This is a genomic window from Pseudomonas sp. JL27(2026) (assembly GCF_056933555.1).
Genome location: NZ_CM167794.1, coordinates 107,267 through 122,091, shown reverse-complemented (window position 1 = coordinate 122,091; position 14,825 = coordinate 107,267). Strand labels below are relative to the sequence as shown.

The 14,825-nt window shown below is 56.1% G+C and carries 8 protein-coding genes, 2 tRNA genes and 2 rRNA genes; 6 read left to right on the top strand and 6 right to left on the bottom strand.

What is annotated here, in order from left to right; all coding sequences use genetic code 11:
• Positions 1-5: 5 nt before the first annotated feature.
• The 6 genes from AC1Z1G_RS00620 to AC1Z1G_RS00595 all read right to left on the bottom strand — a co-directional run bounded on the left by AC1Z1G_RS00620 (position 6) and on the right by AC1Z1G_RS00595 (position 8,019).
• Positions 6-2,897 (bottom strand): 23S ribosomal RNA (locus AC1Z1G_RS00620).
• A 260-nt stretch (positions 2,898-3,157) separates the two neighbouring features.
• A tRNA-Ala gene (locus AC1Z1G_RS00615) sits at positions 3,158-3,233 on the bottom strand.
• A 30-nt stretch (positions 3,234-3,263) separates the two neighbouring features.
• Positions 3,264-3,340 (bottom strand) — tRNA-Ile (locus AC1Z1G_RS00610).
• A gap of 81 nt (positions 3,341-3,421) precedes the next feature.
• Positions 3,422-4,960: ribosomal RNA gene (locus tag AC1Z1G_RS00605) — 16S ribosomal RNA — on the bottom strand.
• Together the 16S and 23S rRNA genes with 2 tRNA genes alongside form the textbook arrangement of a ribosomal RNA operon.
• 643 nt (positions 4,961-5,603) lie before the next feature.
• Complete coding sequence (locus AC1Z1G_RS00600) at positions 5,604-6,824, bottom strand: CaiB/BaiF CoA transferase family protein (RefSeq protein ID WP_483624028.1); 1,221 nt, start codon at positions 6,822-6,824, stop codon at positions 5,604-5,606.
• 13 nt (positions 6,825-6,837) lie between these two features.
• Positions 6,838-8,019 (bottom strand): acyl-CoA dehydrogenase, encoded by a 1,182-nt coding sequence (locus tag AC1Z1G_RS00595; RefSeq protein WP_483624027.1) that lies wholly within the window; start codon positions 8,017-8,019, stop codon positions 6,838-6,840.
• Between the two features lie 157 nt (positions 8,020-8,176).
• On the opposite strand from AC1Z1G_RS00595, the gene AC1Z1G_RS00590 reads away from it, so the two are divergent.
• The 6 genes from AC1Z1G_RS00590 to AC1Z1G_RS00565 all read left to right on the top strand — a co-directional run bounded on the left by AC1Z1G_RS00590 (position 8,177) and on the right by AC1Z1G_RS00565 (position 14,631).
• Positions 8,177-9,097, top strand: a complete 921-nt coding sequence (locus AC1Z1G_RS00590; protein WP_483624025.1) for a LysR family transcriptional regulator — start codon at positions 8,177-8,179, stop codon at positions 9,095-9,097.
• Between the two features lie 429 nt (positions 9,098-9,526).
• Complete coding sequence (locus tag AC1Z1G_RS00585; protein WP_483624023.1) at positions 9,527-10,648, top strand: Re/Si-specific NAD(P)(+) transhydrogenase subunit alpha; 1,122 nt, start codon at positions 9,527-9,529, stop codon at positions 10,646-10,648.
• Positions 10,649-10,663: 15 nt separating this feature from the next.
• On the top strand, positions 10,664-10,987 hold the full coding sequence (locus AC1Z1G_RS00580) for an NAD(P) transhydrogenase subunit alpha part 2 (protein ID WP_347903070.1): 324 nt from the start codon (positions 10,664-10,666) through the stop codon (positions 10,985-10,987).
• Positions 10,987-12,423 (top strand): NAD(P)(+) transhydrogenase (Re/Si-specific) subunit beta, encoded by a 1,437-nt coding sequence (locus tag AC1Z1G_RS00575; protein WP_483624022.1) that lies wholly within the window; start codon positions 10,987-10,989, stop codon positions 12,421-12,423. The genes AC1Z1G_RS00580 and AC1Z1G_RS00575 overlap by 1 nt, the downstream gene beginning before the upstream one ends.
• 179 nt (positions 12,424-12,602) lie before the next feature.
• Positions 12,603-14,096: a succinyl-CoA:acetate CoA-transferase ScpC gene (gene scpC, locus AC1Z1G_RS00570; RefSeq protein ID WP_483624020.1), complete on the top strand. Its 1,494-nt coding sequence runs from the start codon at positions 12,603-12,605 to the stop codon at positions 14,094-14,096.
• Between the two features lie 319 nt (positions 14,097-14,415).
• Entirely contained in the window at positions 14,416-14,631 is a 216-nt protein-coding gene (locus AC1Z1G_RS00565) for a DUF1127 domain-containing protein (protein WP_347903067.1), read from the top strand.
• Positions 14,632-14,825: the final 194 nt, after the last annotated feature.

Sequence of the window (14,825 nt, the reverse complement as noted above, 5' to 3'; positions counted from 1 at the left end):
GTTATATGGTCAAGCCTCACGGGCAATTAGTATTGGTTAGCTCAACGCCTCACAGCGCTTACACACCCAACCTATCAACGTCGTAGTCTTCGACGGCCCTTCAGGGAACTCAAGGTTCCAGTGAGATCTCATCTTGAGGCTAGTTTCCCGCTTAGATGCTTTCAGCGGTTATCTATTCCGAACATAGCTACCCGGCAATGCCACTGGCGTGACAACCGGAACACCAGAGGTTCGTCCACTCCGGTCCTCTCGTACTAGGAGCAGCCCCTCTCAAATCTCAAACGTCCACGGCAGATAGGGACCGAACTGTCTCACGACGTTCTAAACCCAGCTCGCGTACCACTTTAAATGGCGAACAGCCATACCCTTGGGACCGGCTTCAGCCCCAGGATGTGATGAGCCGACATCGAGGTGCCAAACACCGCCGTCGATATGAACTCTTGGGCGGTATCAGCCTGTTATCCCCGGAGTACCTTTTATCCGTTGAGCGATGGCCCTTCCATACAGAACCACCGGATCACTAAGACCTACTTTCGTACCTGCTCGACGTGTCTGTCTCGCAGTCAAGCGCGCTTTTGCCTTTATACTCTACGACCGATTTCCGACCGGTCTGAGCGCACCTTCGTACTCCTCCGTTACTCTTTAGGAGGAGACCGCCCCAGTCAAACTACCCACCATACACTGTCCTCGATCCGGATAACGGACCTGAGTTAGAACCTCAAAGTTGCCAGGGTGGTATTTCAAGGTTGGCTCCACGCAGACTGGCGTCCACGCTTCAAAGCCTCCCACCTATCCTACACAAGCAAATTCAAAGTCCAGTGCAAAGCTATAGTAAAGGTTCACGGGGTCTTTCCGTCTAGCCGCGGATACACTGCATCTTCACAGCGATTTCAATTTCACTGAGTCTCGGGTGGAGACAGCGCCGCCATCGTTACGCCATTCGTGCAGGTCGGAACTTACCCGACAAGGAATTTCGCTACCTTAGGACCGTTATAGTTACGGCCGCCGTTTACCGGGGCTTCGATCAAGAGCTTCGCGTTAGCTAACCCCATCAATTAACCTTCCGGCACCGGGCAGGCGTCACACCCTATACGTCCACTTTCGTGTTTGCAGAGTGCTGTGTTTTTAATAAACAGTCGCAGCGGCCTGGTATCTTCGACCGGCATGAGCTTACGGAGCAAGTCCTTCACCCTCACCGGCGCACCTTCTCCCGAAGTTACGGTGCCATTTTGCCTAGTTCCTTCACCCGAGTTCTCTCAAGCGCCTTGGTATTCTCTACCCAACCACCTGTGTCGGTTTGGGGTACGGTTCCTGGTTACCTGAAGCTTAGAAGCTTTTCTTGGAAGCATGGCATCAACCACTTCGTGTTCTAAAAGAACACTCGTCATCAGCTCTCGGCCTTAGAATCCCGGATTTACCTAAGATTCCAGCCTACCACCTTAAACTTGGACAACCAACGCCAAGCTGGCCTAGCCTTCTCCGTCCCTCCATCGCAATAACCAGAAGTACAGGAATATTAACCTGTTTTCCATCGACTACGCTTTTCAGCCTCGCCTTAGGGACCGACTAACCCTGCGTCGATTAACGTTGCGCAGGAAACCTTGGTCTTTCGGCGTGGGTGTTTTTCACACCCATTGTCGTTACTCATGTCAGCATTCGCACTTCTGATACCTCCAGCAAGCTTCTCAACTCACCTTCACAGGCTTACAGAACGCTCCTCTACCGCATCACCTAAGTGATACCCGTAGCTTCGGTGTATGGTTTGAGCCCCGTTACATCTTCCGCGCAGGCCGACTCGACTAGTGAGCTATTACGCTTTCTTTAAAGGGTGGCTGCTTCTAAGCCAACCTCCTAGCTGTCTAAGCCTTCCCACATCGTTTCCCACTTAACCATAACTTTGGGACCTTAGCTGACGGTCTGGGTTGTTTCCCTTTTCACGACGGACGTTAGCACCCGCCGTGTGTCTCCCATGCTCGGCACTTGTAGGTATTCGGAGTTTGCATCGGTTTGGTAAGTCGGGATGACCCCCTAGCCGAAACAGTGCTCTACCCCCTACAGTGATACATGAGGCGCTACCTAAATAGCTTTCGAGGAGAACCAGCTATCTCCGAGCTTGATTAGCCTTTCACTCCGATCCACAGGTCATCCGCTAACTTTTCAACGGTAGTCGGTTCGGTCCTCCAGTTAGTGTTACCCAACCTTCAACCTGCCCATGGATAGATCGCCCGGTTTCGGGTCTATTCCCAGCGACTAGACGCCCTATTAAGACTCGCTTTCGCTACGCCTCCCCTATTCGGTTAAGCTCGCCACTGAAAATAAGTCGCTGACCCATTATACAAAAGGTACGCAGTCACCCAACAAAGTGGGCTCCCACTGCTTGTACGCATACGGTTTCAGGATCTATTTCACTCCCCTCTCCGGGGTTCTTTTCGCCTTTCCCTCACGGTACTAGTTCACTATCGGTCAGTCAGTAGTATTTAGCCTTGGAGGATGGTCCCCCCATATTCAGACAAAGTTTCTCGTGCTCCGTCCTACTCGATTTCATGACTAAGAGATTTTCGCGTACAGGGCTATCACCCACTATGGCCGCACTTTCCAGAGCGTTCCGCTAATCTCAAAGCCACTTAAGGGCTAGTCCCCGTTCGCTCGCCACTACTAAGGGAATCTCGGTTGATTTCTTTTCCTCAGGGTACTTAGATGTTTCAGTTCCCCTGGTTCGCCTCTTACGCCTATGTATTCAGCGTAAGATAACCATCTTATGATGGCTGGGTTCCCCCATTCAGACATCTCCGGATCGCAGTCTGTTTGCCGACTCCCCGAAGCTTTTCGCAGGCTACCACGTCTTTCATCGCCTCTGACTGCCAAGGCATCCACCGTATGCGCTTCTTCACTTGACCATATAACCCCAAGCAATCTGGTTATACTGTGAAGACGACATTCGCCGAAAATTCGAATTTCTCAGTTAAGAGAACTCACAAATTTTACCTTAGCCTGAGCCGTTACCAGTGAAAGTAACGTTCAGTCTATCTTTCTATCACATACCCAAATTTTTAAAGAACGATCTAATCAAAGACTAGAAATCAACATTTAGCCTTCGTCCGAAGGAAATGCTCATTTCTAAGCTTTAACGCAGAAACAGCAGTCAAACAGCAGTAAGTGGTGGAGCCAAACGGGATCGAACCGTTGACCTCCTGCGTGCAAGGCAGGCGCTCTCCCAGCTGAGCTATGGCCCCGTATTTCTACAGGCGTTTCCCACACAAAATTGGTGGGTCTGGGCAGATTCGAACTGCCGACCTCACCCTTATCAGGGGTGCGCTCTAACCAACTGAGCTACAGACCCAATTTCGGGCTGCTTCTATCGTCTTCTTCAATGAATCAAGCAATTCGTGTGGGAGCTTATGCAGCAGCTGATGTCGTCGATTAAGGAGGTGATCCAGCCGCAGGTTCCCCTACGGCTACCTTGTTACGACTTCACCCCAGTCATGAATCACACCGTGGTAACCGTCCTCCCGAAGGTTAGACTAGCTACTTCTGGTGCAACCCACTCCCATGGTGTGACGGGCGGTGTGTACAAGGCCCGGGAACGTATTCACCGCGACATTCTGATTCGCGATTACTAGCGATTCCGACTTCACGCAGTCGAGTTGCAGACTGCGATCCGGACTACGATCGGTTTTATGGGATTAGCTCCACCTCGCGGCTTGGCAACCCTCTGTACCGACCATTGTAGCACGTGTGTAGCCCAGGCCGTAAGGGCCATGATGACTTGACGTCATCCCCACCTTCCTCCGGTTTGTCACCGGCAGTCTCCTTAGAGTGCCCACCATGACGTGCTGGTAACTAAGGACAAGGGTTGCGCTCGTTACGGGACTTAACCCAACATCTCACGACACGAGCTGACGACAGCCATGCAGCACCTGTCTCAATGTTCCCGAAGGCACCAATCCATCTCTGGAAAGTTCATTGGATGTCAAGGCCTGGTAAGGTTCTTCGCGTTGCTTCGAATTAAACCACATGCTCCACCGCTTGTGCGGGCCCCCGTCAATTCATTTGAGTTTTAACCTTGCGGCCGTACTCCCCAGGCGGTCAACTTAATGCGTTAGCTGCGCCACTAAGAGCTCAAGGCTCCCAACGGCTAGTTGACATCGTTTACGGCGTGGACTACCAGGGTATCTAATCCTGTTTGCTCCCCACGCTTTCGCACCTCAGTGTCAGTATCAGTCCAGGTGGTCGCCTTCGCCACTGGTGTTCCTTCCTATATCTACGCATTTCACCGCTACACAGGAAATTCCACCACCCTCTACCATACTCTAGCTCGACAGTTTTGAATGCAGTTCCCAGGTTGAGCCCGGGGATTTCACATCCAACTTAACGAACCACCTACGCGCGCTTTACGCCCAGTAATTCCGATTAACGCTTGCACCCTCTGTATTACCGCGGCTGCTGGCACAGAGTTAGCCGGTGCTTATTCTGTCGGTAACGTCAAAACAATTACGTATTAGGTAACTGCCCTTCCTCCCAACTTAAAGTGCTTTACAATCCGAAGACCTTCTTCACACACGCGGCATGGCTGGATCAGGCTTTCGCCCATTGTCCAATATTCCCCACTGCTGCCTCCCGTAGGAGTCTGGACCGTGTCTCAGTTCCAGTGTGACTGATCATCCTCTCAGACCAGTTACGGATCGTCGCCTTGGTGAGCCATTACCTCACCAACTAGCTAATCCGACCTAGGCTCATCTGATAGCGCAAGGCCCGAAGGTCCCCTGCTTTCTCCCGTAGGACGTATGCGGTATTAGCGTCCGTTTCCGAGCGTTATCCCCCACTACCAGGCAGATTCCTAGGCATTACTCACCCGTCCGCCGCTCGCCACCAGGTACAAGTACCCGTGCTGCCGCTCGACTTGCATGTGTTAGGCCTGCCGCCAGCGTTCAATCTGAGCCATGATCAAACTCTTCAGTTCAAACATCTTTGGGTTTTTAAGAAACCCTAAACTTGGCTCAGCAATCGTTGGTTACATCTTTGATTTCTCGCGGAGTAACTTGTGATGCTGATAATCTTGTTGACTATCAGTCTGACTGCACAAGCACCCACACGAATTGCTTGATTCAGTTGTTAAAGAGCGGTTGGTTAAGATCTTTCGTCTCAACCGAGGCGCGCATTCTACAGCAGCCTCTGTTGCTGTCAAGCGGTTATTTTCAGAAGTTTTCGAAGAATTCTTCAACAACTTCAACCACTTGCGCTTCCGATCTCTCGTTAGCGGGAGGCGAATTCTACAGCGTTACTCGCTGCTGTCAACCCCTCTTTTTCTCCGCTTTCGACCGAGAAGATCGAACCGTCAAAAGCGCCATGCAACCCTGCTCTTTCAACTCCTTCCAGGCTTCGATGAACTGAAGCAACCTGCTGCCGAAAACTGCGTAACTCTTTGTTTACCAAGGAGTTTTCCGTTTCGACTGCGCCGGAAGTGGGGCGAATTATAGACTTCCAGAATCTGCCGTCAAGGGTTAATTACGCTTTTCTATCAATGAGTTGCAGAGCACCCAAAAAGCAGCGCTTTACCCTCTATATAAGAAGGGCAAAACACTGCTTCTATATAGAAGGAATCCTCAGAGCACTCCAGCCTCTCTAAAAGCCGCTACCGCAGATGCATCGAGACCCAGCACCCGCTGCAAGACTTCCAGCGTGTGCTCGCCCAGCAAAGGAGGCGCACTCCGATACTCCACTGGCGTCTCGGACAACCGAATCGGGCTGGCAACCTGCGGAACCCGCCCAGCCAATGCATGCGGAAGCTCAATGACCAAACCACGGGCCTTCACCTGCGGATCGGCAAACACCTGCGACAGATCGTTAATGGGCCCACACGGCACACCTGCCAGCTCCAGCTGCGCCACCCATTCGGCCGTGGTCTTGAAGACAGTTGCCTGGCGAATCAGCGGAATCAGCACCGCCCGATTGGCGACACGCAGCTTGTTGGTGGCGAAGCGCGGATCATCTGCCCACTGCGGCTGACCGGCTACCTCCGCGAATTTACGGAATTGCCCGTCATTCCCCACCGTAAGAATGAAATCACCGTCCGCGGTCGGAAAGTCCTGATAGGGAACGATGTTCGGATGAGCATTCCCCAGCCGCTTGGGCGCAACACCCGTCGTCAGGTAGTTCATGGCCTGGTTAGCCAGGCACGCTACTTGAACATCGAGCAGCGCCATGTCGATGTGCTGACCACCACCGCCATGCTCGCGATGGGCCAGGGCCGCCAGGATCGCCACGGTCGAGTACAGCCCCGTCAGAATATCCGTCAGCGCCACACCAACCTTGACCGGCCCGGCCCCGTCATCACCTTCTGGACGACCAGTCAGGCTCATCAAACCGCCCAAGCCCTGAATCATGAAGTCGTAACCGGCGCGCTTGGCATAAGGGCCGGTCTGGCCGAAGCCGGTGATGGAGCAATAGATCAGCCGAGGATTGATTGCCTTGAGCGACTCATAGTCCAGCCCGTAAGCCGCCAGGCCACCGACCTTGAAGTTCTCGATCAGGATGTCCGACTTCGCCGCCAACTCACGCACCAGCCGCTGACCTTCGGCCTGCGTGAAGTCGATAGTCACTGACTGCTTGTTACGATTGGCCGACAAGTAATAAGCGGCCTCGCTGGTGTTCTCGCCGTAAGCGTCCTTGAGGAAGGGCGGCCCCCAGGCACGAGTATCATCGCCATTGCCTGGGCGCTCGACCTTTATAACCTCGGCGCCGAGGTCCGCGAGAATCTGCCCGGCCCAAGGCCCGGCCAATACCCGCGATAAATCCAATACCCGCAGATGCGATAACGCGCCCATGGCCGCTCTCCTATTAATAGAACGCCTGGAGACCGGTCTGCGCACGCCCCAGAATCAGCGCATGGACGTCGTGAGTCCCTTCATAGGTGTTCACCACCTCCAGGTTGACCAGGTGACGCGCCACACCGAACTCGTCGGAGATGCCATTGCCGCCCAGCATGTCGCGAGCCATGCGCGCGATATCCAGAGACTTGCCACACGAGTTGCGCTTCATGATCGAAGTGATTTCAACTGCAGCCGTGCCCTCATCTTTCATGCGACCCAAGCGCAGGCAACCTTGCAGCGCCAGGGTGATCTCGGTCTGCATGTCCGCCAGTTTCTTCTGGATCAACTGAGTGGCAGCCAAAGGCCGACCGAACTGCTGACGGTCCAGGGTGTACTGGCGGGCGGTGTGCCAGCAGAACTCTGCGGCGCCCAAAGCACCCCAAGAGATGCCATAGCGTGCGGAGTTAAGGCAGGTAAAAGGGCCTTTCAAACCACGGACATCCGGGAAGATGTTCTCTTCGGGAACGAATACGTTGTCCATCACGATCTCACCAGTGATGGAAGCACGCAGGCCAACCTTGCCGTGAATCGCTGGAGCACTCAGGCCTTTCCAGCCTTTTTCCAGAACGAAGCCACGAATATCGCCGGCATCATCCTTACCCCACACCACAAACACATCCGCGATCGGGCTGTTGGTGATCCACATCTTGCTGCCGGTCAGGCTGTAGCCGCCGTCCACTTTGCGCGCACGAGTAATCATCGCACCCGGGTCGGAGCCGTGGTTCGGCTCGGTCAGACCAAAGCAGCCAATCCACTCACCGGAGGCGAGTTTCGGCAGGTATTTCTGTTTCTGGGCTTCGGTACCGAATTCATTAATAGGCACCATGACCAGCGAGGACTGCACGCTCATCATCGAGCGATAGCCAGAATCGACGCGCTCGACCTCACGAGCAATCAGGCCGTAGCTGACATAGTTCAAGCCGCTGCCACCGTACTGCTCAGGGATGGTCGCACCCAGCAGACCGATCTCGCCCATCTCGCGGAAGATCGCCGGGTCGGTCTTTTCATGGCGGAAAGCTTCAAGAACACGCGGCGCCAGCTTGTCCTGGGCAAACTGCGCAGCACTGTCGCGCACCATGCGCTCTTCTTCGGTGAGCTGTTGATCCAGCAGCAGGGGATCGATCCAGTTGAAGCTAGCTTTACTGCCCATGAGAGTGTCCTCGCGAAGTAGGTCAAATATCGTGGACTGATCCTAGGCGCCGTTCGCCCATTGGGCAAACGAGGATTTTGCATGCTGTTGTGCTAATTTCTCACTTCGTAACGGCCTGAAAGGGCATCTATGTGAACGTTTAGTGAGGATGCCGTACATGCGCAGGAAAATCCCCAGCACAGCCGCGCTCATCAGCTTTGAGGCCGCCGCCCGTCACGAGAGCTTTACCAAGGCTGCGCAGGAGCTTTCACTGACCCAAGGTGCAATTTGCCGACAGATCGCCAGCCTGGAGGAGTTTCTCAGCGTCGAACTGTTCCGACGCTCACGACGCGGCGTGAAACTCACAGAAGCAGGACTTTCCTACAGCCGTCGAGTCGCCACACAACTGGACGCCGTCGAACGGGACACCTTGTCAGTCATGGGCCAGCAGGGCGCCAACGTGATCGAACTGGCGGTGGTGCCGACGTTTGGCACGCAATGGTTGTTGCCGCGACTCAAGGACTTCCAGCAGCGACACCCGGAGGTCACGGTGAACCTGACCAACCGCACGCGCCCGTTCCTGTTCGCCGACACCGACTTCGACGCCGCGATCTACTTTGGCGATGCCGACTGGTCCGGTACAGAGTCCCACAGGCTGATGGGCGAAAATCCGATGCCCGTATGCAGTCCGGTCTTACTCGGCGATCACACGTACCTGAGCGCCGAAGCCATTGCCGAACTGCCATTGCTGCAACAGACCACACGCCCCTACGCCTGGCGCCAGTGGTTCAACTCACAAGCCCTCAACATCCCGCGCGACATGACAGGCCCGCGCTACGAGCTATTCTCCATGCTGGCTCAGGCAGCCATGCACGACATGGGTATTGCGCTGATTCCGCCGTTCCTGATCCAGCGCGAGCTGGCAGAGAAGCGACTGGTCATCGCAAACCCCAAGGCTTTGTCGAGCCTGAAGGCTTATTACCTGATGATTCCGGAGCGAAAGGTCGAATCCGCCTCTTTACGGGCATTTCGTGATTGGCTGACCGAGCAAGCACACAGCTACAGCCTAGAAGGGCAGGGACCAAAGGACATTAGCTGACTTCGTAGTCAGCTAATACAGAGCACTACAGATATAACTATTTGTCGCATTTTAATGGACTGTACCCGACACTTGAACAATCGTCCCACAAGCCACGGATGGCATGGCTTTTGGCCGTTATTTCGAAGCAATATCCGTTCATTCATGGCGCCAATGTGTAATTTCACAAATTTCGACCAGAATCCTTACAAAGCTTGGCCCACAAGGGATTAGGGCAGGGGGTTGCGACATTCGGTCACGGGGTGACTTGTAGTTAATTTTTCGTCACACGTCATAATCCCTTGAAGGCCATAAAGTTCGCCTGCAAAATGCCGCGCCCCGCCCTGAATACGGTGGGATCGTGCTGATCGCCCGCCCCAGCAGCACCTTGCGTAGTGCGCTGGCCTTCAAAGAAAGATCAAAGCAATAAGATCAAGCAGGAGATTTGACGTGCACATTGGTGTCCCCCTCGAAACCCAGACCGGTGAAACGCGGGTTGCTGCAACCCCGGAAACCATCAAGAAGCTGATCGGCCAGGGTCATAAAGTCACTGTGCAACGCGGCGCAGGCATTAACGCCAGTGTTGTCGACAGTGCCTATGAAGCGGCAGGCGCGATGATTGGCAGTGCTGACGATGCCTTTGGTGCAGAGCTGATTCTCAAGGTCGTCGCCCCCAGCGACAGCGAACTGGCCCTGATTAAAAGCGGCACCGTGCTGGTCGGCATGCTCAACCCCTTCAGCAATGAAACCATCGCCAAGCTGGCAGAGCGGGGCATTACGGCATTCGCCCTGGAAGCCGCGCCGCGCACCTCCCGCGCGCAAAGCCTGGATGTGCTGTCCTCACAGGCCAACATTGCCGGCTATAAAGCAGTGCTGCTGGCCGCGCATCATTATCCGCGCTTCATGCCGATGCTGATGACCGCTGCGGGCACCGTGAAAGCCGCCCGCGTACTGATTCTGGGTGCCGGCGTGGCGGGTTTGCAGGCGATTGCCACCGCCAAGCGTCTGGGCGCGGTGATCGAGGCATCGGACGTGCGTCCGGCCGTGAAGGAGCAGATCGAGTCCCTGGGCGCCAAGTTTGTCGACGTACCGTACGAGACCGATGAAGAGCGCGAATGCGCCGTCGGTGTCGGCGGTTATGCCCGTCCCATGCCGGCCAGTTGGATGCAGCGCCAGGCCCTGGCCGTGCACGAGCGCGCCAAGCAGGCAGACATCGTCATTACCACCGCATTGATTCCCGGCCGCAAGGCACCGGTATTGCTGAGCGCTGAAACCGTCGCGCAAATGAAACCAGGCTCGGTGGTAATCGACCTGGCGGCCGCGCAGGGTGGCAACTGCCCGCTAACCGTGGCCGACCAGGTGATCGTCGCGCATGGTGTGACCATTGTCGGCCCGACCAACCTGGCAGCACAGGTCGGTGCAGATGCGTCGGCGTTGTACGCCCGCAACCTGCTGGACTTCCTGAAACTGGTCTTCACCCCGGAAGGCCAGTTCCAGATCAACCTCGAAGACGACATTGTCGCCGCGTGCCTGATGTGCCGCGACGGCCAAGTCATCCGCAAAAACGCCTAAGCAGGGATTCAGACGATGGAAGAGCTTATCTCCCCCGGTATCTACAACCTGATCATCTTCGTGCTGGCGATTTATGTCGGTTATCACGTGGTCTGGAACGTAACTCCCGCACTGCACACGCCGCTGATGGCGGTGACCAACGCCATTTCGGCGATCGTGATTGTCGGCGCCATGCTGGCCGCCGCGCTGACCGTGACGCCGCTGGGCAAAACCATGGGCACCCTCGCAGTGGCCCTGGCCGCGGTCAACGTGTTCGGTGGCTTCCTGGTCACCCGCCGCATGCTTGAGATGTTCAAGAAGAAAGCCCCGAAAGTTATAAAAGAAGAGGCGCCCAAGTAATGAGCATGAATCTCGTCACGACGCTCTACTTGATCGCGTCGATCTGTTTCATCCAGGCCCTCAAAGGCCTGTCGCACCCGACCACCTCGCGACGCGGCAACCTGTTCGGCATGCTGGGCATGGCGCTGGCCATCGTCACGACCGTCGGCCTGGTATTCAAACTCGGCGCAGAACTCGCGACCGCAGGCATCGGCTACGTGATCGTTGGCTTGCTGATCGGCGGCACTGCCGGTTCGATCATGGCCAAACGCGTTGAAATGACCAAGATGCCGGAACTGGTCGCGTTCATGCACAGCATGATCGGCCTGGCCGCGGTGTTCATTGCGATTGCCGCCGTCGTCGAGCCGCAGTCCCTGGGCATCGTCAAACACCTGGGTGATGCGATTCCTGCAGGCAACCGTCTGGAGCTGTTCCTCGGCGCGGCCATCGGTGCAATTACCTTCTCCGGTTCGGTGATCGCGTTCGGCAAGCTCTCGGGCAAGTACAAGTTCCGCCTGTTCCAGGGCGCACCGGTACAGTTCGGCGGCCAGCACAAACTGAACCTGCTGTTGGGGATGGCGACCCTGGCACTTGGTATCACTTTCATGCTGACCGGCAACCTCAGTGCCTTCGCGCTGATGCTGGCGCTGGCCTTCGTGATGGGTGTGCTGATCATCATCCCGATCGGCGGCGCCGACATGCCGGTGGTGGTGTCGATGCTCAACAGCTACTCCGGCTGGGCTGCGGCGGGGATCGGCTTCTCGCTGAACAACTCGATGCTGATCATTGCCGGCTCCCTGGTCGGTTCGTCCGGTGCAATCCTCTCGTACATCATGTGCAAGGCGATGAACCGTTCATTCTTCAACGTTCTGCTCGGCGGTTTCGGCAACAGCGCAGACGCGGCAGGCCCGGTCGGTTCGAAAGAAGCGCGCCCGGTGAAATCCGGCTCGGCGGATGACGCGACGTTCCTGCTGACCAACGCCGACACCGTGATCATCGTTCCGGGCTACGGCCTGGCGGTCGCACGGGCGCAACACGCGCTTAAAGAGCTGACCGAGAAGCTGACCCACCGTGGCGTCACCGTGAAGTACGCGATCCACCCGGTCGCCGGTCGCATGCCCGGCCACATGAACGTATTGCTGGCCGAGGCCGAAGTGCCTTATGACCAGGTATTCGAGATGGAGGACATCAACTCTGAATTCGGCCAGGCCGACGTGGTGCTGGTGCTCGGCGCCAACGACGTGGTCAACCCGGCGGCGAAGAACGATCCAAAATCGCCGATTGCCGGCATGCCGATTCTCGAAGCCTTCAAGGCCAAGACCATCATCGTCAACAAGCGCTCGATGGCCAGCGGCTATGCCGGCCTGGACAACGAACTGTTCTACCTGGACAAGACCATGATGGTCTTCGGCGACGCCAAGAAAGTCATCGAAGACATGGTCAAAGCCGTCGACTAAGGCTGCTCCAGCGCAATACCGAAAACCCCGGCGCAGGTTAGGCTGGGGTTTTTTATTTCCTGCGATAACCCGACCAAAGGCTCTAAATCAGGGCCCTGCATTCGACCATGGTAGCGGGACGAATGTTTTTGAAATCACTAGACTGCGCATCTTGCTTCCGTTGCCCGAGATAATAATCCATGTACCGTGACCGTATTCGCTTGCCTTCGTTGTTGGACAAGGTGATGAGCGCAGCCGACGCTGCCGCTCTGATTCAGGACGGCATGACCGTCGGCATGAGCGGCTTCACCCGCGCCGGCGAAGCCAAGGCCGTGCCCCATGCACTGGCCGAACGCGCCAAGGTCACACCGCTGAAAATCAGCCTGATGACCGGCGCCAGCCTGGGCAACGACCTCGACAAAGAACTGACCGAAGCCGGCGTGCTTGCCCGGCGCATGCCATTCCAGGTCGACAGTACCCTGCGCAAGGCGATCAACGCCGGCAAGGTGATGTTCATTGACCAGCACTTGTCGGAAACCGTGGAACAGTTGCGCAACCAGCAGCTCAAGCTGCCGGACATCGCGGTAATCGAAGCGGTGGCGATCACAGAACTTGGCCACATCGTGCCAACGACCTCGGTAGGCAACTCGGCCAGCTTCGCGATTTTCGCCAAGCACGTGATCATCGAGATCAACATGGCGCACAACCCGAACCTGGAAGGTCTGCACGACATCTATATACCGACCTACCGCCCGACGCGCACGCCGATCCCGCTGGTAAAGGTCGATGACCGCATTGGCAGTACCGCGATTCCGATCCCGCCGGAGAAAATCGTCGCGATCGTCATCACGAATCAGTCCGACTCGCCTTCCACCGTGTTGCCACCGGACAGCGACACCCAGGCCATCGCCGATCACCTGATCGACTTCCTGAAGCAGGAAGTGGATGCCGGGCGCATGACCAACAAACTCGGCCCGTTGCAGGCAGGCATCGGCAACATCGCCAACGCAGTGATGTGTGGCCTGATCGACTCGCCGTTCGAAGACCTGACCATGTACTCCGAAGTGCTGCAGGATTCGACCTTCGACCTGATCGATGCCGGCAAACTGAGCTTCGCCTCGGGCAGTTCGATCACACTGTCGAGCCGCCGTAACGCCGACGTGTTCGGCAATCTGGAGCGCTACAAGGACAAACTGGTCCTGCGCCCACAGGAAATCTCCAACCACCCTGAAGTGGTTCGGCGCCTGGGTATCATCGGCATCAACACTGCGCTGGAGTTCGATCTGTACGGCAACGTCAACTCCACTCACGTCTGCGGCACGCGGATGATGAACGGCATCGGCGGTTCCGGCGACTTCGCCCGTAACGCACACCTGGCGATCTTCGTGACCAAGTCGATTGCCAAGGGCGGGGCAATTTCCAGCGTGGTACCGATGGTCAGCCATGTCGACCACACCGAGCATGACGTCGACATCCTCGTCACCGAGATCGGCCTCGCCGACCTGCGTGGCCTTGCACCACGGGAACGGGCGCGGGCGGTGATCGACAACTGTGTTCACCCCGACTACCGCCAGGCGCTCAATGACTACTTCGAAAAGGCCTGCGCCATCGGCGGCCACACGCCGCATATCCTGCGTGATGCCCTGAGCTGGCACATCAATCTGGAAGAAACCGGAAGAATGCTCGCGGTCTGATGGCAACAATTGGCAGCTGACGCAAACACAGTTTCGTCAGCTGGCCAGACCTCGCGCCAAGGCGTGCAAAAACTGTACTGCTGTACCGGTAATTTCTTACCGAAATTGCCTACCTTTTCGCCTTCAACACTCAAAAATGCACCATATGAGTGCTGACAGGTACAGTTGCCTCATTTTCGAGCCGTACAGCCCCTATTAACAGTTAACTGGTCTCTCACAATACAGGTGAACTGTATCTAGAGCGGCTGGCCAAACGAGAGGATCATTGGCATCAGTTAAACCACTACCTGATCCCGCCACAAGCGGAAGGATGTCAACCATGGAACGTACACTCAGTTCCGAACTGTTCTTCGACGACAAAGCTGTAAACACCCAGGCTTCCCTGCCTCTTCGCGTTATCGCCAACCTGATGTTGTGGCAGCGCCGCATCTCCAGCCGCCACCAATTGGCTCGCCTGGATTCGCGTCTGCTGGCTGACGCCGGGATTAGCGAAGCACAACGCTACGAAGAGCTGAGCAAGCCGTTCTGGCGCTAAGTTAGCGTCGCTGGCTCTGACCCACCGGGTCCACCGCCAGCACCCCGAATTGAATACACAAAACCCGTCGTGGGAAACCGCGACGGGTTTTGTCGTTTCGGGGGTCTGAAAAGCCTCGAACAGATTGCTTGCCTTCATACCATTACAGTTAAGAGAACAAACAATCTGAACCAGTACAATTTAACACTGGTGTA

What these genes read in the sequence shown, in the direction of transcription:
- AC1Z1G_RS00600 (WP_483624028.1), bottom strand. Translation starts at nt 6,824, where the DNA reads ATGGGCGCGTTATCGCATCTGCGGGTATTGGATTTATCGCGGGTATTG.
- AC1Z1G_RS00595 (WP_483624027.1), bottom strand. Translation starts at nt 8,019, where the DNA reads ATGGGCAGTAAAGCTAGCTTCAACTGGATCGATCCCCTGCTGCTGGAT.
- AC1Z1G_RS00590 (WP_483624025.1), top strand. Translation starts at nt 8,177, where the DNA reads ATGCGCAGGAAAATCCCCAGCACAGCCGCGCTCATCAGCTTTGAGGCC.
- AC1Z1G_RS00580 (WP_347903070.1), top strand. Translation starts at nt 10,664, where the DNA reads ATGGAAGAGCTTATCTCCCCCGGTATCTACAACCTGATCATCTTCGTG.
- AC1Z1G_RS00575 (WP_483624022.1), top strand. Translation starts at nt 10,987, where the DNA reads ATGAGCATGAATCTCGTCACGACGCTCTACTTGATCGCGTCGATCTGT.
- scpC (WP_483624020.1), top strand. Translation starts at nt 12,603, where the DNA reads ATGTACCGTGACCGTATTCGCTTGCCTTCGTTGTTGGACAAGGTGATG.
- AC1Z1G_RS00565 (WP_347903067.1), top strand. Translation starts at nt 14,416, where the DNA reads ATGGAACGTACACTCAGTTCCGAACTGTTCTTCGACGACAAAGCTGTA.